At 70.2% G+C, this 17163-nt stretch carries 17 protein-coding genes; 1 reads left to right on the top strand and 16 read right to left on the bottom strand.

Annotated features, from left to right (window positions below):
* Positions 1 to 30: 30 nt before the first annotated feature.
* The 15 genes from LZ604_RS29840 to LZ604_RS29770 all read right to left on the bottom strand — a co-directional run bounded on the left by LZ604_RS29840 (position 31) and on the right by LZ604_RS29770 (position 15089).
* Positions 31 to 651, bottom strand: a complete 621-nt coding sequence (locus LZ604_RS29840; protein WP_234518916.1) for a GTP-binding protein — start codon at positions 649 to 651, stop codon at positions 31 to 33.
* Positions 632 to 1048, bottom strand: a complete 417-nt coding sequence (locus tag LZ604_RS29835) for a DUF742 domain-containing protein (protein WP_234518915.1) — start codon at positions 1046 to 1048, stop codon at positions 632 to 634. Before LZ604_RS29835 ends, LZ604_RS29840 begins: the two co-directional genes overlap by 20 nt.
* Positions 1045 to 1452, bottom strand: a complete 408-nt coding sequence (locus tag LZ604_RS29830; protein WP_234518914.1) for a roadblock/LC7 domain-containing protein — start codon at positions 1450 to 1452, stop codon at positions 1045 to 1047. The genes LZ604_RS29835 and LZ604_RS29830 overlap by 4 nt, the downstream gene beginning before the upstream one ends.
* Positions 1449 to 3071 (bottom strand): ATP-binding protein, encoded by a 1623-nt coding sequence (locus LZ604_RS29825; protein ID WP_234518913.1) that lies wholly within the window; start codon positions 3069 to 3071, stop codon positions 1449 to 1451. Before LZ604_RS29825 ends, LZ604_RS29830 begins: the two co-directional genes overlap by 4 nt.
* A gap of 614 nt (positions 3072 to 3685) precedes the next feature.
* Positions 3686 to 6538, bottom strand: coding sequence for a DEAD/DEAH box helicase (locus tag LZ604_RS29820; protein ID WP_234518912.1), 2853 nt, complete (start codon positions 6536 to 6538; stop codon positions 3686 to 3688).
* A gap of 86 nt (positions 6539 to 6624) precedes the next feature.
* The gene (tatC, locus tag LZ604_RS29815; protein ID WP_234518911.1) at positions 6625 to 7575 is read right to left on the bottom strand and encodes a twin-arginine translocase subunit TatC; all 951 of its coding nucleotides are present in this window, start codon (positions 7573 to 7575) and stop codon (positions 6625 to 6627) included.
* A gap of 48 nt (positions 7576 to 7623) precedes the next feature.
* Positions 7624 to 7905 (bottom strand): Sec-independent protein translocase subunit TatA, encoded by a 282-nt coding sequence (tatA, locus tag LZ604_RS29810; RefSeq protein ID WP_234518910.1) that lies wholly within the window; start codon positions 7903 to 7905, stop codon positions 7624 to 7626.
* Positions 7906 to 8137: 232 nt separating this feature from the next.
* Complete coding sequence (locus LZ604_RS29805; protein WP_234518909.1) at positions 8138 to 8332, bottom strand: hypothetical protein; 195 nt, start codon at positions 8330 to 8332, stop codon at positions 8138 to 8140.
* Positions 8333 to 8342: 10 nt separating this feature from the next.
* Complete coding sequence (locus LZ604_RS29800; protein WP_234518907.1) at positions 8343 to 8669, bottom strand: CpXC domain-containing protein; 327 nt, start codon at positions 8667 to 8669, stop codon at positions 8343 to 8345.
* An 11-nt stretch (positions 8670 to 8680) separates the two neighbouring features.
* Positions 8681 to 9709 (bottom strand): helix-turn-helix transcriptional regulator, encoded by a 1029-nt coding sequence (locus LZ604_RS29795; RefSeq protein WP_234518906.1) that lies wholly within the window; start codon positions 9707 to 9709, stop codon positions 8681 to 8683.
* A 17-nt stretch (positions 9710 to 9726) separates the two neighbouring features.
* The gene (locus LZ604_RS29790) at positions 9727 to 10680 is read right to left on the bottom strand and encodes a helix-turn-helix transcriptional regulator (RefSeq protein ID WP_234518904.1); all 954 of its coding nucleotides are present in this window, start codon (positions 10678 to 10680) and stop codon (positions 9727 to 9729) included.
* Between the two features lie 201 nt (positions 10681 to 10881).
* Positions 10882 to 11253: an FKBP-type peptidyl-prolyl cis-trans isomerase gene (locus LZ604_RS29785; RefSeq protein ID WP_234518903.1), complete on the bottom strand. Its 372-nt coding sequence runs from the start codon at positions 11251 to 11253 to the stop codon at positions 10882 to 10884.
* Positions 11254 to 11324: 71 nt separating this feature from the next.
* Positions 11325 to 12329 carry an FKBP-type peptidyl-prolyl cis-trans isomerase gene (locus LZ604_RS29780; protein ID WP_234518902.1) on the bottom strand — a complete coding sequence of 335 codons (1005 nt, stop codon included), beginning with the start codon at positions 12327 to 12329 and terminating at the stop codon, positions 11325 to 11327.
* Between the two features lie 129 nt (positions 12330 to 12458).
* Positions 12459 to 13820, bottom strand: coding sequence for a Pup--protein ligase (gene pafA, locus LZ604_RS29775; protein ID WP_019754142.1), 1362 nt, complete (start codon positions 13818 to 13820; stop codon positions 12459 to 12461).
* Positions 13821 to 13829: 9 nt separating this feature from the next.
* The gene (locus LZ604_RS29770; RefSeq protein ID WP_234518941.1) at positions 13830 to 15089 is read right to left on the bottom strand and encodes an MFS transporter; all 1260 of its coding nucleotides are present in this window, start codon (positions 15087 to 15089) and stop codon (positions 13830 to 13832) included.
* A 128-nt stretch (positions 15090 to 15217) separates the two neighbouring features.
* Here LZ604_RS29770 and LZ604_RS29765 point away from each other — a divergent pair, with 128 nt between their 5' ends.
* Complete coding sequence (locus tag LZ604_RS29765; RefSeq protein WP_234518901.1) at positions 15218 to 16231, top strand: LacI family DNA-binding transcriptional regulator; 1014 nt, start codon at positions 15218 to 15220, stop codon at positions 16229 to 16231.
* Positions 16232 to 16374: 143 nt separating this feature from the next.
* Here the strand turns inward: LZ604_RS29765 and prcA are convergent, their stop codons facing one another.
* Entirely contained in the window at positions 16375 to 17133 is a 759-nt protein-coding gene (gene prcA / locus LZ604_RS29760; RefSeq protein WP_234518900.1) for a proteasome subunit alpha, read from the bottom strand.
* Positions 17134 to 17163: the final 30 nt, after the last annotated feature.

Below are 17163 nucleotides of genomic sequence, written 5' to 3'. Positions count from 1 at the left end.
GGGGTCGGGTATCGCCGGGGCGTGCCCCGGTCAGGCGGGCACGTGTTGCACCGCCAGGGAGTGCAGGAAGCGCATCAACGTCATCAGGACCTCACGACTGGAGGCCCGGCGCCGTGCGTCGCACTCGATGATCGGGATCTCCTCGGGCAGATCGAGTGCTCCGCGCAGCTCCGCGGTGGGGTAACGGGGCGCGTCGGGGAAGGAGTTGACGGCGACCACGAAGGGCACGCCCCGCTCCTCCAGACGGCCGATGACATCGAAGCTGACCTCGAGCCGACGGGTGTCGAGCAGCACCACGGCACCCAGCGCGCCCTCGAACAGGCCGTTCCACAGGAACCAGAACCGTTCCTGGCCAGGGGTGCCGAACAGGTAGAGCACCAGCTGCTCGGTGATGCTGATCCGGCCGAAGTCCATGGCCACGGTGGTGGCCGTCTTGGTGTCGGAGCCGTAGTTGTCGTCGACTCCGATGCCTGCCTGGGTCATGGTCTCCTCGGTCGTCAGCGGCCTGATCTCGCTGACGGACCCGACCATGGTGGTCTTGCCGACCCCGAAGCCGCCCACGATCACGATCTTCACCGCGGCCTGTGTGGTGTGCGGCAGGTGGTCCTCGGCCCGTGGACCGGGGACGGTGTCAGAGCTTTTGAAGTCCATGCATCACCGCTTCGAGGAGGGATCGGTCGGGCACCGCCTGGCGGACGATCGGGGCGCGTGCCTGGACCAGTTCGGCCGTCAGCAGGTCGGTGAGCAGGACCGTCACCACGCCGAACGGCAGACTGAGATAGGCCGAGATCTCGGCCACGGACAGGGGTGCGCGGCACAGCCGCAGCAGCGCCGACTGCTCCGGCGTGGCGGTGGGCGGGGGGTCGGCGCTCGTCACGATCAGGGTGACGAGGTCGATGGGGGCGCGCTCGCCCCCGGCGGCCGCTCCGGTGAGGATGTACAACCGCTCGGGGTTCTTCTGCTCGCCCTCCTTGGGGCCGCCTGCCGCGACGGGCTCCGGCGGGGGCTGTTCCCTGGACTGACGCCGTCGGCGTTGCGGAGGAGTCATACGGTCTGCCCGTTGCGCCGCGGCGGGCTCGTCAGATGGGAGCCGATGCGGAGGACGAGGTCGCGCATGCGGTTGCTCATCAGTCCCGCCTCGGCGACCGTGTCGGCGAGAACCGCCAGGTAGGCGTTGGGGCCGGCCGCCATCATGTAGAAGTAGCCGCCGTCGATCTCGATGATGACCATGCGCATCCTGCCGTCGCTGTCCGGGATCTCGGACGCGACCGCTCCGGCCAGGCTCTGCAGCCCGGCGCAGGCCGCTGCGATGCGGTCGGCCGCGTCCGGGTCACCGCCGTAGCGGGCGATGCGCAGACCGTCGGCGGACAGCACCACGACCTGGTGGATGCCCGGGACGCCGTCGGCGAGTTCCTTCAGCAACCAGTCGAAATTGCCTCGCTGCTGGATCACTTGTGGTCCCCCTCGTCGTCGGCCTGGGCACGGGCCGGCTCGTCGTTGCTGGTGAATGCGCGCGGCTCGTCGGCCGGGGGCCCGGCGGAGAACGCGTTCGGGTCCGGGGCGGTCTTGAGCCCGTTCATGAACGCCTCGACCCACAGGCCGGGAGCGGGCTCCTCCTTCTCCGGTTCGGGCTCCGGCCCCCAGGGGGCGTGCGTCGCGGCCTGGACTGCCTGGGCGGCGGCCTCCGCGGCGGCGGCCTCCGCCATGCGCCGGCTGAGCGGGGTCTTGACCCGGCTGCGGCGCTGCGGCAGACCGTTCGGGGTCCACTCGGTCACCACCGGGACGTCGTCCTCGGCGGCGAACTGCTCCGGGACGCGCGGCCCGGTGGTCGGACGGCGCCTCTTCTGCACGCGGTCGGGCCCCTTGACCCCGTCGTTGTCCAGGGTCGGCACGGAGGTGGCGCCGATGCCGTGGGCGAACCCGGGGGCGGGGTCGGTGGTCAGCATGTCGTTCGGGATGACGAGGATCGCGCGGACGCCGCCGTACGCCGACTGCCGCAGCGAGACATGCATGTTGAACATCGTCGACAGGCGCCCTACGACGGCGAGGCCGAGGCGCGGCGCCTCACCGATCTCCTGGACGTCCACTCCGGCCTGGGCCTCGGCGAGCATCCGCTCGACCTTGGCGCGGTTCTCCTCGCTCAGGCTGATCCCGCCGTCCTCGATCTCGACCGCGATGCCGGTCTGCACCTCGGTGGCGGTGACGTGGACCTTGGTCTGGGGCGGGGAGTAGCGCGTGGCGTTGTCGAGCAGCTCGGCCGCGGCGTGGATGATCGGCTCGACGGAGGTGCCCTTGATGTTGACCTTGGCGATGGAGTGCAGCTCGATGCGGGTGTACTCCAGGATGCGGGACATCGCTCCGCGCAGCACGCTGTAGAGCGGTACCGGCTGGGGCCACTGGCGGCCGGGCCGGCCGCCGCCGATGACGGCGATGGAGTCGGCGAGGCGGCCGATCAGCGCGGTGCCGTGGTCGATGCGCAGCAGGTCGTCGAAGACCTCGGGGTTGCGGCCGTGGTCCTCCTCCATCTCCCTCAGTTCCTTGGCCTGCTGGTGGACGAGGGCCTGGACGCGGCGGGCGATGTTGACGAAGGCACGCAGCGCGGAGTCGCGCCGCGCGATCTCGCGGTCGACGATCTGGAGCACGGTGCGCAGCAACTGGCGCTGGGGCTGGGGCAGTCCGCGGAAGTGGGGGTTCTCGTCGACGATCGTGCGGATGACCTCCGCGGGAGAGATTCCGTCCCGGACCGTGTCGAGGGCCCTGGGCACGATCTCGGTGCGGAAGAACTCGAGGTCGTCGTCCTGGGAGGTGATGCGCTGTTCGAGGTAGGCGGCCCGCTGTGTGAAGTCGGCGCGCAGCGAACGCAGTGCGCGGTCCCGGCGGGCCGCCAGGACCGAGACGGCGGTCACGAGGAGCGTGGCGACGGCGCCGAACCAGCCGACGGCGGATTTGGCGGGGGCCGTCACCAGGACGACGGCGCTCCCGGTGGCCGCGGCCATCAGTATGGCGGGCAGCAACAGCGCGGGTGCGTAGGGAAGTTCACGGCCACCGGGAGGCGATGGAACACTCACCATGTATGCCCTCTGAGACGAATCGGCTGGATCGGGTGCTTACTCGGCAAAAGCGGGGGTAGATACCGGAAACGAATCCGGCATCGAGGGATCTTCGATATATTGGGGAACAAGCGCACGATTACGCCTCAACTCGGTGCGCCGCGGGCGAGCTTAGTCCGACCGGATCATCGCCATGTCATATTCAGCAAGCACCTGAAATGCCCATGGGGGCAGGAGTACGCTCGACTCCTTTTGCACAGGGAGGCTCTGTTCGCACACGGTGCGTCACAGGGAACAGGCGTCGGGGACGAGTCACCCGTGCGGGTGGGATTCCCCCTTCACGGATGACGTGAGCGCCTCTTGGGGCCGAGGGGGTGGAGGGCCCGATCCGGCCATCGCCGGTGCTCGAGCCGACTGCCCTCGCGGACGCGAGGACATCAGGGCGTACGGAAGCCGGCGAGCGCACCCGAACCGCTGACCGGTCCGGCCGCCTGGGCGGCCGGAGCGGCGCGGCCGCGCGCCGACCCGGGGCCGTCCCGGCCGTCCCGCGAAGACGGTCCGGGACCCGGTCACGACCGGCGGGAGCGGTGGGCAGCCCACCGACGACGGTAGGTCAGCCCACCGACGACGGTAGGTCAGCCCACCGACGAGTAGGCGACCACGCCGCGCAGCAGGCCGTCCACCGCCTTGCGCGCGTTCTTCACCACGGTGGAGCCCTCCACGGGAGCCGCCGCCGCGATCTGGCCGAGAACGTCGATGACCTGTTTGGTCCAGCGGACGAAGTCACCGGCCGGCATCTCGGCCTCGCGCAGGACCTCGTCGAGGCTCTTGCCGCCGGCCCACATGTAGGCGGCCCAGGCGAAACCGAGGTCGGGCTCGCGCTGGCCCACGCCCTCGGTCTGGGTGATGCGGAACTCCTCCTCGAGGGCGTCGAGCCTGCCCCAGATCCGCACCATCTCGCCGAGCGCGGCCTTCGCCTTGCCCGACGGCAGCTTCGGTGCCATCGCGTCGTCCCCCACCCGGGCCTCGTACACCAACGCCGAGACGCACGCGGCCAGTTCGGCCGGGGCGAGCCCCTCCCAGACGCCCTCGCGCAGGCATTCGCTGGCCAGCAGGTCCAGCTCGCCGTACAGCCGCGCGAGGCGCTTTCCGTGTTCGGTCACCTCGTCGCCGCGCAGGTAGTCCAGCTCGGTGAGCAGGGCGACGATGCGGTCGAAGGTGCGGGCGATCGTGTTCGTCCGGCCTTCGATACGGCGCTCCAGCTGGGAGGTGTCGCGCATCAGGCGGTGGTAGCGCTCCGCCCAGCGGGCGTGGTCCTCGCGGTCGCTGCACCCGTGGCAGGGGTGGGCGCGCAGGGCCGTGCGCAGCCGGGCGATCTCGCGGTCGTCGGCGGCGGCGGAGCGCGTCTTGCGGTGCCGCTCCGGCGGGATGTGCCCGGCCTTGGTGCGCAGGGCGGAGGCGAGATCGCGACGGGACTGCGGCGAGCGGGGGTTGAACGACTTCGGGATACGCATCCGCTCCAGCGCCTCCACGGGCACCGGGAAGTCTATCGATGCCAGCCGCTTGACCTGCCGCTCGGCGGTGAGGACCAGCGGGCGCGGGCCGTCGTGGTACTCCAGGCCGCGGTGGCCGCCCGCGCGGCCGGCGGGCAGCCCGGGGTCCAGCACCAGGGCCAGGCCCGCGTACTTCCCGGTCGGCACGTGGATGACGTCACCGGGCTTGAGCCTCTCCAGGGCGACGGCGGCCTCGGCGCGGCGCTGGGCCGCGCCCTGACGGGCCAACTCCGTCTCACGATCCTTGAGTTCGCGGCGCAGCCGCGCATACTCCTCGAAGTCGCCGAGGTGGCAGGTCATGGCCTCCCGGTAGCCGGTCAGCCCTTCCTCGTTGCGCTGCACCTGGCGTGAGATGCCGACGACCGACTTGTCGGCCTGGAACTGCGCGAAGGACGTCTCCAGCAGTTCGCGGGACCGGTGCCGGCCGAACTGCTCGACCAGGTTCACGGCCATGTTGTACGACGGCTTGAAGCTGGAGCGCAGCGGATACGTCCGTGTGCCCGCCAGGCCGGCGAGGTGCTCGGGGCTCATACCGCGCTGCCACAGCACGACCGCGTGGCCCTCGATGTCGATCCCACGACGGCCGGCGCGCCCGGTGAGCTGCGTGTACTCACCGGGGGTGATGTCGGCGTGCTGCTCGCCGTTCCACTTGACGAGCTTCTCCAGCACCACGGAGCGGGCGGGCATGTTGATGCCGAGCGCGAGGGTCTCGGTGGCGAACACCGCCTTCACCAGGCCCCGGACGAACAGCTCCTCGACGACCTCCTTGAACGTCGGCAGCATGCCCGCGTGGTGGGCGGCGATACCGCGCTCCAGGCCCTCCAGCCATTCGTAGTAGCCGAGCACATGCAGGTCCTCGGGAGGGATGGAGGCGGTGCGCTCCTCGACGAGCGCTCGCACCTGTTCCCGCTCCTCCTCGTCGTTGAGCCTGAGGCCCGCGTACAGGCACTGCTCGACGGCGGCCTCGCAGGCGGCCCGGCTGAAGATGAACGTGATCGCGGGCAGCAGGCCCTCGGCGTCGAGGCGCTCGATCACCTCGGGCCGGCTCGGCGTCCACACCCGGGAGCGCTGTCTGCGCTCCCGCTCGCGGTCGGCCTCGCGCATGGCGCGGCCCCGCCGGCGGTCCTGGTAGGACGGCCGGGTGGCCTCCATCCTGGCCAGGCGCGTGAGGTCGGGGTTGACGGCCTTCTTGTGGCCCTCGCCCTCCTCGAACAGGTCGTACATCCGGCGGCCCGCCAGCACATGCTGGAACAGCGGTACGGGCCGGTGCTCGGCGACGATCACCTCGGTGTCACCGCGGACGGTGTCGAGCCAGTCGCCGAACTCCTCGGCGTTGGAGACGGTCGCCGACAGGGACACCAGCGTCACCGACTCGGGCAGGTGGATGATCACTTCCTCCCAGACGGCACCGCGGAAGCGGTCGGAGAGGTAGTGCACCTCGTCCATCACCACATAGCCGAGGCCGAGCAGGGTCCGGGAGCCCGCGTACAGCATGTTCCGCAGGACCTCGGTGGTCATCACGACGATCGGGGCGTCGGAGTTGACGCTGTTGTCGCCGGTGAGGAGGCCGACCTTCTCCGTGCCGTAACGACGGCACAGGTCGGAGTACTTCTGGTTCGACAGCGCCTTGATGGGCGTCGTGTAGAAGCACTTCCTGCCCTGCTGCAGGGCGAGGTGGACGGCGAACTCGCCGACGATCGTCTTGCCGGAGCCGGTGGGCGCGGCCACCAGCACACCCTTCCCCGCCTCGAGTGCCTGGCAGGCCTCGATCTGGAAGGGGTCGAGGCCGAAGTCGTACATCTCGCGGAAGGAGGCGAGCGCGGTGGCCTGCTCGGCAGCGCGCCTGCGTGCTGCCGCGTACCGCTCGGCCGGTGAGAGGTCCTCTGTCATCGTGCTTTCGAGCGTACCGGGCGCCGCTGACAACACGACGATCATTATCCGGATCTCCCACGGCAGCGGGCCCCACCGCCGAAGCGGTGGGGCCCACCGGGTCGTTCACCTCACGGAGTGCGTCCGCCGGCTCACGTCACGTCGTCGTAGCCGTTCACCCCGTCACGGTCCGCGCCGCCCCGCTCCGGCAGGGCGCGGGAGGCGGGCACCGGCTCGGCCTCGCCGATGTCCGTGGGGGTGAGGTCCAGCTCCGAGGCCTCGTCGTCGCCCGGGCCCTGCGCCTCGCGCAGGCGCTTGCGCCGGTCGTTCAGCAGCGCGAAGCCCGTGGCCATGAAGTAGAGCAGGACGATCGGCGCCGCGAGGGACAGCATGGAGATCGGGTCGACGGTCGGCGTGGCGAAGGCCGCGAAGACGGTGACACCCATGATCATGCCCCGCCACCAGCCGAGCATCCGGCGACCGGTGACGAGCCCGGTGAGGTTGAGCATGACCAGCAGCAGCGGCAGCTCGAAGGAGAGACCGAAGACGATCACCATGCGGGTGACGAGGTCCAGCAGATCGTCCAGCGGAAGCAGGTTGACCGCGCCCACGGGCGTGAAGTCGATCAGGACGCTGGCCGCGGCGGGCAGCACGTGGTACGAGAACCAGGCGCCGGCCATGAACAGCGGGAAGCCTGCCGCGACGAAGGCGATCGAGTACCGCTTCTCGTGCTTGTGCAGTCCGGGCGCGATGAAAGCCCAGAGCTGGTACAGCCACACCGGGCTGGCGATGACGACACCCGCCGTCAGCGCGACCTTGATCATCAGTGTGAAGGGACCCAGCAGGCCCTCCACGGTGATGTTGCCGCAGGCACCCTTGCTCTGGTTGGCCAGCTCGGTGAATGTCTTCGAACATCCCACCGAGTGCTGGATCGGCTCGGTGAGGAAGTTGATGATGTCCCGGTAGTACATCGCCGCGAGGATCGCGCCGACGATGATGGCCAGGACCGACTTCCCGAGCCGGTTGCGCAGCTCACGAAGGTGCTCCACCAGGGGCATCCGCCCCTCGGGATCCTTCTCCTTCTTGCGGGCAGACTTGAGCAACCCACATCCTCATCTCGTGCAGTGGCCCGGGAGTCCCCGGACCTTGCGTCAGCGCTGGGTCGTGTCCGTCGGCTCGTTGACCGGGCGGGAGCTGGTCACATCGCCGGGCGCGGCCTGGATCGTGCGCTGAGCCGGGGACTGCTCGTCGTTCGGCGGGCCGGCCGGGGCGGACGGCTTGCCGTCCTCCTTCATCGCCTTGGCCTCGCTCTTCAGGATGCGCGCGGACTTGCCGAGGGAGCGCGCCATGTCCGGAAGCTTCTTCGCGCCGAACAGCAGGATGATGACGACGAGGATGAGAATGATCTCGGGAGCTCCGAGCCTTCCGAACATAAGTCTTTACCTTCTCACCGAGGCGGCATGGGTGGGGGTGCTGTCCGATCAGTCGGACATGCGTCCGACTTCCGTCAGCGATCGTAACGCTCAGGGGTGAACGCGGGGCAATCCCTGTGCATACTCCCGGTCTGCGGACCGCGCCTCGTTCCGGGCCGCGATCAGCAGAGTACCTGCCCGCGGTGACACCTAGACAGGTCGAAGCGGCTCATTGCGCCCCCATTGGGAGGTCTCATACCTGCTCCACAGCCTGCGCGGCACTCAGCGCCGCCCGCTCCAGGTCCTCCGCCGCGCGGTTGATACGGCGTGCGGAATCCGCGACCTGCCGCCCGAGGCGCTGCGCCTCCAGGAAGACCCGGACCGCGAGCACACCCAGAACGGCAAGCCCCAGGAATCCCAGGGCGATCGCCAGCATCGGCCAGAACATGAACCCGAGCCTAGAGGGTCGAGTGCAGCCGCAGCGTCCGCACCCCGCCCCCGGTGAGGAGTTCGACGATGCGCTCCCCCGCCGGCTTGCGCACGGACGCGCCGCACTCGGGGCAGGTGAAGGAGTAGAACGTCGTCCTGCTGCTGGCCCCGATCGCCAGTCGCAGAGCGCTCGCACCCAGTTCGAAACGGGCCCGGCAGTCCGGGCAGCCGGCTCTGAAGACCACGTCGGCCACCCGCCGCATGCCGGCGAACGCCGTTCGCACCGACATCTCCGCCACCGCGGGCGCCTGCGGCGCACCGGCCGAGGCACCCGACTGCTCCGACGCACCAGACATCGCCGACGTGCTCACAGCCCCTGCTCCTGCCTGTCGTACAGCCCGTCCTGAACTCCGTCCGGCCCGTCGTACGCCGCGAGCGCCTCGCGGGCCGCCCGGCGGGCGCTCTCCGCGAGGTCCTGCGGCGACACGATCCGGCCGTCGCGCCCGAGCCGCAGCGCCAGCCGTCGCAGCGACGCCGGGTCCGGGGTCCGCAAGGTGATACGCAGCCCGCCGTCCGGCAGCTCGTCCGCGCTGTCGTGCGGGTAGTACTCGGCGACCCAGCGCCCGGCCGGGCCGACCTCGACGACCACCTCGGGGTCCTCGGCGGCGGGCTGGACGAGCCCCTCCGACAGATCCCGCAGCTCGACCTCCGGCGGCGCCGACGGCTCGTCCAGGATCCTGATCTCGGCGACCCGGTCGAGCCGGAAGGTGCGGCGCGCCTCCGAGCGGCGGCACCACGCCTCGACATAGGTGTGCCCGACGCTGACCAGTCGGATCGGATCGATCTCACGCTCGGTGACCTCGTCACGGGCCGGCGAGTAGTAGCGGATCCACAGCCGGCGGCGCTCGGAGATCGCACGGTCGACGTCCGCGAAGACACCGCCCTCCGACTCGAACGTCACCGACAGGCGCGAGCTCGCGCCCGCGACCTCACCGGCGGCGGTCTCCACCTTGGCGGTGGCACGCAGCAGCGCCTGCCGGTCGCTCTCGCGCAGTCCCGGCAGGGTGGCCACGGCCCGCGCGGCCACCAGCAGCGCGGTCGCCTCGTCGGCCGCCAGGCGCAGGGGCTCGGCGGCGTCCGCGCCGAGGGCGGCCGGGTTGTGCCACCAGATGCGCTCGCCGTCGGTGTCGATGTCGAGCAGGTCGCCCCCGCGGAAGCTGGTGCCGCACATGGGCAGCACATCGAGGTCCGAGACCAGCTCGTCCTCGGTGATCCCGAAGGCCCGGGCGACGTCCTCGATGCGCGCACCGGGGCGCTCCCGCAGATACGTCACCAGGGAGAGCATCCGCCGGGTCTGGTCGATGGCGTTGGCAGGTCTGGCCGGCTTGGCTGCCACTGTGCTCCGTCTCCCCCTCAGCCCTTGGCCACGGCACGCAGCCGGTCCACCACATCGGCCCGCAGCTCGGCGGGCTCCAGGACGACGACGTCGGGCCCGAACTCGACCAGCCAGGCGTCCAGGCCGTGCCCGTACGGAATCTCCAACTCGTCCCAGCCCTCGCCGAGTTCCCGTACGGCGGTGGCCTTCGCCCGAAGGGGGTACCCCGCGCCCGTACGCAGCCGGATCCGGGCCGAGCGGTCCGCGCTCTCCCCCGCCCAGCTCGCGACGGTCTCCCGGACGGTCACCACGTCCGGCACCCGTGCGGTGAAGCCGCCGCCGCGGCTGCGCACCTTGCCGGTGATCCGGGACAGCCGGAAGACCCGCTCCGCGCCCCGGTCGCGGTCCCAGCCGGCCAGGTACCAGTGGCCGCGCCAGCACTCCAGCGCCCAGGGCTCGACATGCCGAGGCTCGGGGCGGGCGGCGGTGGCCTTGCGGTAGTCGAAGACCACGGGGCGGCGGTCGCGGCAGGCCAGCATCAGCGGCTCGAACGCCGCCTCGTGCACGGGGATGCGGGGCTCCAGGGCGCCATGGGCCTCGTACGGGTCGACGTCCTCGGGCAGGCCTGCGGCGCGCAGCTTCTGCAGGGCACCGCTCGCCGCACCGGCGAGCCGGGCCTGCTGCCACACCTTCGCGGCGAGACCGAGCGCGGCGGCCTCCTCGGCGTCGAGGGTGATGGGCGGGAGGCGGTTGCTGTCGCGGCGGGCGAGATAGCCGATCTCACCATCCAGGTTCTCCACGGTCTCGATGACCAGGCCCAGCTCGCGCAGATCGTCCTTGTCGCGCTCGAACATGCGGTTGAAGGAGTCGTCCGACCCCGCTTCGAGATAGGCCTCGATGGACTCGCGCAGCTCGCGCTTGCTGAGCGGCCGCCGCGTCCCCAGCAGACACAGCGCCAGGTTCATCAGCCGCTCGGCCTTGGCAATGGCCATCGACGCCCTTCGCCTCCCTATGGTGCTTACGACCGACGACCGTACCGCTCGCACGGGGCAGGGCAAAAGCCGAGCGCCCATGCCCGCACGGGCATGGGCGCAAGATGATCGCTTCCGACCGCATACGGCGCCCCACCACACCACTCCCGGCCGTCCCGGGCACCTGGGCCCTCCGGGCGGGGTGGGCGATCAGGGTCCGGGTCAGACCGAGACCAGGTCGCAGACGAAGATCAGCGTCTCGCCGGGCTTGATACGGGCACCGGCACCGCGGTCGCCGTAGGCCAGGTGCGGAGGAATGATCAGCTGGCGGCGGCCGCCGACCTTCATGCCCTGCACACCCTGGTCCCAGCCCTTGATGACCTGGCCGACACCGAGCTGGAAGTTCAGCGGGGCGCCCCGGTTCCAGGACGCGTCGAACTCCTCGCCGGTGGAGAAAGCCACGCCCACGTAGTGGACGGAGACGGTGTCGCCGGCCTTGGCCTCCGGGCCGTCGCCCTCCCAGATGTCCTGGATCTCGAGGTCGGCCGGGGGCTCGCCGCCCGGGAAGTCGATCTCGGGCTTCTCGATGCTCACGTCAAAAGCTCCTGCTTGTTCGGGTTGAGGCCATTGCGGCAAGAACGACACTCTCACATCGCCGCGAGGGTTTACATCTTCGCCAGGATGTCCACCGAGAAGACCAGCGTGGAGTCCTTCTTGATGCCGCTGCCCTGGGGCGGGTTGTCGCCGTATCCCAGCTTCGGCGGTACGACGACGAGCACCCGGCTGCCCACCTTCTTGCCGGTGAGCCCCTGCGCCCAGCCCTTGACGACCTGCTGCAAGGAGAAGGAGGTCAGCTGCCCACGGCCGTAGGTGGAGTCGAACTCCTTGCCGGTGTCCCAGAGCACACCCTTGTACTGCACCAGCACGGTGCTGTCCGCCGCGACCGCTTCGCCGCTCCCCTCGATCACGTAGTCCGCGACCAGCCCCGTCGGGGGCTTCACCTTGGGGACCTCGATGGACGGTGCCGAGCCGTCGGTGTTGGTGCCGACCTTCGGCAGTTTTGCGTCGTTCTGCGGGACGATCTTGCCCTTGGCCGAGCTCTTCGAGTTGAACGTGTTCTTGATGTCCACCACGAACACCAGCGTGTCGGTGCCCTTGATGCCCGCCTCCGAATTGCCCTGCGAGCCATAGCCCCAGGTCGGAGGCACGGCCATCAGCACCCGGCTGCCCACCTTGCGGCCCGGGAGCGCATACCGCCAGCCGTCGATGATGCCGCCCTGGGCGAGCTGGATGACCAGCGGCGTCCTACGGTCGTACGAATTGTCGAAGATCTTCGCCGTGTCCCAGATCTGGCCCAGGTAGTGCGCCTGGATGTAGTCGTTCTCCGCGACCGTCGGGCCGCTGCCCGCGATCACCGTCTTGACCGCCAGATCCTTGGACGGGGTGCCGGGGCCCTTGGCCACGGTCGGCTTCTCGCCGAACCTGGTCCCGGCAGTGATCGCCGGCAGCGGCCCTTCGACGATCTTCGGCGCCGGGGCGGCGGACGGAGCCGAGGCCGAGGGGGACGGACTGGTGCCGGTCTTGCCCTTGCCTGACTTGTTGTCACCGCATCCGGCGAGCGTGACCAGTCCGGCGGGCAGGGCGGCTAGGAGCAACGAGCGTCGGCGCACGATGGGGCCTCGTATCGGTCGATCTTGATGGTTGGCGTGCGCGCAACTCTACGGCGTGCGAAGGGCGCCGTACGGCAAACGTACGACGCCCCGCGTTGCGTTCCGGCTCTCGACGGCCGAACGCGTCGCTCACATTCCCGCGATCAGCTTCTCCACCCGGTCGTCCACCGAGCGGAACGGGTCCTTGCACAACACGGTGCGCTGCGCCTGGTCGTTCAGCTTGAGGTGCACCCAGTCGACCGTGAAATCACGGCGCTGTTCCTGCGCCCGCCGGATGAAGTCGCCGCGCAGCCGGGCCCGAGTGGTCTGCGGCGGGACCGACTTGCCCTCGAAGATCTTCAAGTCGTTGCAGATCCGGGCGGCTTGCCCCTTCTTCTCCAGCAGGTAGTACAGGCCGCGACGACGGTGGATGTCGTGATAGGCGAGGTCTATCTGGGCGACCCGCGGATGCGACATCGTCATGTTGTGCTTCGCCCGGTACCGCTCGATGAGCTTGTACTTCATCACCCAGTCGATTTCGGTACCGATCCGGTCCAGATCCTCCGACTCGATCGCGTCGAGCGTACGGCCCCACAGCTCCAGAACCTGCTCGACCGTGCCCGTACGAATACCGCGGCGTTCGCAGAAGTCCACGGCCTTCTCGTAGTACTCCCGCTGGACCTCCAGGGCGGACGCCTCACGGCCGCTCGCCAGGCGCACCTTGCGGCGGCCCGTGATGTCATGGCTGACCTCGCGGATCGCCCGGATCGGATTCTCCAGGGTGAGGTCGCGCATCACCGTGCCCGCCTCGATCATGCGCAGCACCAGGTCCGTCGCGCCGACCTTCAGCAGCATCGTCGTCTCGGACATGTTCGAGTCGCCGACGATCACGTGCAGACGACGGTAGCGCTCGGCGTCGGCGTGCGGCTCGTCCCGCGTGTTGATGATCGGCCTGGAACGTGTGGTCGCCGAGCTGACGCCCTCCCAGATGTGCTCGGCGCGCTGGCTCACGCAGTACACCGCGCCCCGCGGCGTCTGCAGCACCTTGCCGGCGCCGCACAGCAGCTGCCGCGTCACCAGGAAGGGGATCAGGATGTCCGCGAGCCGGGAGAACTCCCCGTGCCGCGCCACCAGGTAGTTCTCATGGCAACCATAGGAGTTGCCCGCCGAGTCCGTGTTGTTCTTGAAGAGGTAGACGTCGCCCGCGATTCCCTCCTCGTGCAGGCGGCGTTCGGCGTCGACCAGCAGTCCCTCGAGAATGCGCTCGCCGGCCTTGTCGTGGGTGACCAGTTCGATCACATTGTCACATTCGGGTGTTGCGTATTCCGGATGTGAGCCCACGTCGAGATAGAGACGGGCGCCGTTGCGCAGAAAGACATTGCTGCTCCGGCCCCATGACACGACACGGCGGAAGAGGTACCGCGCCACCTCGTCAGGCGACAGGCGGCGCTGTCCCCTGAACGTGCACGTGACGCCGTACTCGTTCTCCAGCCCGAAAATGCGGCGGTCCATGAGTGAACATTACGCCCGATCCTCCGAGCTGAAACGGGGTTCGACGGCACGGTTCGGATCATTTTCCGATGAAGACGCAACCACCGCACCCTCCGGGGGAGCTGCGAGGACCCGCCCGGAGGCCAGCAGGACCAGCAACGACACCGCCCCCGCCGCACCCGGCACCGCGAAGCCCCACAGGGCACCACCCGCCTGCACCACCGGCCCGGCCACGCCCGTGCCGACCGACGCACCCACCGTGAACGTCGTCACCAGCCACGAGAACGCCTCCGTGACCGTGCCCCTCGGCGCATGCCGGTCCACGATGATGAACGCGCAGGCGATGCACGGCGCGAGAAAGACCCCCGCCAGCGCCGTCAGCAGGACCATCGCCACCGCACCGGGCACCAGCGTCAGCGGCAGGTAACACACCGCCAGAAGCCCCACCAGCACACGCAGGCGCAGCTCCGGCGCGCCGCGCCACCGCCGCGCCCCGTACACCGTGCCGCCCACGAGCGCGCCGAGCCCCAGCCCCGCCATCAGCCACCCGTACACCGCGTCCCCGCCGTGACCGTCGGCATACGACACCGCCGCCACCGTGATGGAACCGAGGGCGATCCCCACGAACAGAAACGCGCCGAGCAGCGCCAGCAGCCCCGGCGAGCGCAGGGCACCGAGCCAGTGCGCAGCACGCGGCGCCGACCGCCACGCGCGCGACGGCGGCGAGACCACCACCGACAGCGCACCCAGCACCCCCACGGCGCTGAGCACGACGAGCGCGACCCGGGCCGACCACACCGACGCACACAGCGTCACCAGCAACGGGCCGACGGTGAACATCACCTCCTGGGCCACCGCATCCATCGCGTACGCCGTGTGCACCTGCTCCTCCCGGCGCAGCACCACCGGCCACAGGGCCCGCAGACCGCCCTCCAGAGGCGGTGTGAACAGCCCTGCGACCGCCATCGAGGCATAGGCCACCACCGGCGGCTCCACGCCCGTCAGGGCGAACACGGTCATGGCGAGGGCCGAGACCAGCGCCGCGGGCAGCTGGATGCGCGGCTGGCCGTGCAGGTCGACCAGCCGGCCCAGCAGCGGCTGCCCCGCGGCGTTCGCCACCCCGTAGACCGCGGCGAGCGCGCCCGCGAGGCTGTAGGTACCGCCCTGGGCGCGTACGAAGAGCACCACCGCGATCGCCGCGGTGGCGTTCGGCAGCCGGCCCACGAGCGTCCCGACGAGCAGTCGCGCCGCGTGCTTCGCCCTCAGGATCTCCAGATAACCCGCGGCCATCCCGCGCCCTCTCGCCGTCGCACTCACGTTTTACGTATAACGTCGTCTGCCATACGTACCATGTGCGCTGTCCACGAGTCCAGACAGCCCAGACAGCCCGGACGAAGATGAAAGAGCAGGCCCCCACGGTGGCACCAGGTAACGCGCGACCCACCAGCCGCGATGTCGCCCAGGCCGCCGGAGTCTCCCAGGCCGCCGTCTCCCTGGTCCTCGGCGACAAATGGCGCGGACGCGTCTCGGCGGCCACCGCCGAACGCGTACGCCAGGCCGCCCGCGAACTCGGCTATCGGCCCAACCTCGCCGCACGCAACCTCCGTCTCGGCCGGACCCGCACCGTCCTCCTCGTCGTCCCCGCCCTGACCACCGAGTTCTTCGCCGGCGTCTACACCGGCGCCGCCCGCGTCGCCGCCCGGCACGGTTTCGGCGTCGTCCTCTACCCCTCCCCCGAAGGCATCGGCCCCGCCAGAGACCCCTTCCACTCCGCCCAGGCGGCCCTCGACGGTGTGATCGCCTCCTCCATGGCCGCCGACGCGCTCACCGCCATCCACGGCGACCAGCTCCCCCTCGTCATGCTCGACAGCGACCCCCACGGCAGCCTCGGCGCCGCGACCGTCAACCTCGACATCGCCGACGGCGTACGCCAAGTGGCCGACCACCTTCTCGCCCTCGGCCACCGCCGCTTCCTCCATCTCGCCGCGGACGTCCCCTCATGGACCTTCCGCATACGGGAACGGGAACTCGCCGCACGCCTCGCCGAAACCCCCGGCACCACCCTGCGCACCACCCGCGCACCCATCTCCATCGAGGACGCCCTCACCGCCGCCGAAACCGCCCTCGCCGCACCCGGCCCCCGCCCCACCGCCCTGGTCTGCGACGACGACAAACTCGCCGCCGGCGCCTACAAGGCCGCCCGCCGCCTCGGCCTGCGCATCCCCGACGACCTCTCCGTCACCGGCCTCGACGACCTCGCCCTCGCCACCGCCCTCGACCCCGAGCTCACCACCGTCCGCCTCGACGCGGAACTCTTCGGCGAACGAGGCATGCAAGCCCTCCTCGCCGTCCTGGAGGGCCACCCGCCGGAGCAGGGCGACATCCCCGTCCAACTCGTCGTACGGGGCTCCACGGCGCCCCCCGGCGCCTGACACGTCACCACCGGCCTCCCGCCCCCCACACACAACGCCGCGTGCCCCCCACACACAACGCCGCGTGCCCCGGCCCGAAAAGGCCGGGGCACGCGGCAATGCACCCGAACGACGTCACGCACCTCGCGGAGCGCGACGCGCCGTCACTCCTCGTCCTCACCCTCCGCGGACTCGGCCTCCGCCTCCGCGGCGGTCGACGCACCGTCCGCCTGAAGCAACCGCGACAGCTGACGGCCCACGATCCGCCTGAACTTCCGCTGCTGCGGACGCGTACGGTCCAGCACCGCGACCTCCAGGCGCTCCGCGGGAATCTCCCGCTCACTGCCGTTCGTGTCCCGGGACAGCGCCTGCACCGCCAGCTTCAGCGCCTCCGCCAGGGTCATCCCGTCCCGATGGCGCTGATCGAGAAAACTGCTGATCTGCTCCGCATTGCCGCCCACCGCCACCGAGCCGTGCTCGTCCACGATCGACCCGTCATGCGGCAGACGGTAGATCTGGTCGCCCTCCGGGGTCTCCCCCACCTCGGCGACCACCAGCTCCACCTCGTACGGCTTCTCCGCCGCACTCGAGAAGATCGTGCCCAGCGTCTGGGCGTACACGTTCGCCAGACCGCGCGCGGTCACATCGTCCCGGTCGTAGGTGTAACCCCGCAGATCGGCATAGCGGACGCCGCCGATGCGGAGATTCTCGTACTCGTTGTACTTGCCGGCCGCCGCGAAACCGATCCGGTCGTAGATCTCACTGAACTTGTGCAGTGCACGGGACGGGTTCTCACCGACGAACACGATGCCGTCGGCGTACTGCATCACGACCAGACTGCGGCCGCGCGCGATGCCCTTGCGGGCGTACTCCGCCCGGTCGGCCATGGCCTGCTGGGGGGAGACATAGAACGGCGTCGACACCGGTTATCCGTCCCTTTCTGTCGAAGTCAC

The organism is Streptomyces glomeratus (assembly GCF_021462825.1).
Classification (GTDB): Bacteria; Actinomycetota; Actinomycetes; order Streptomycetales; family Streptomycetaceae; genus Streptomyces; species Streptomyces glomeratus.
The sequence above is the reverse complement of the archived record's forward strand: the minus strand, read 5'-3'. Positions and strand labels throughout refer to the sequence as shown.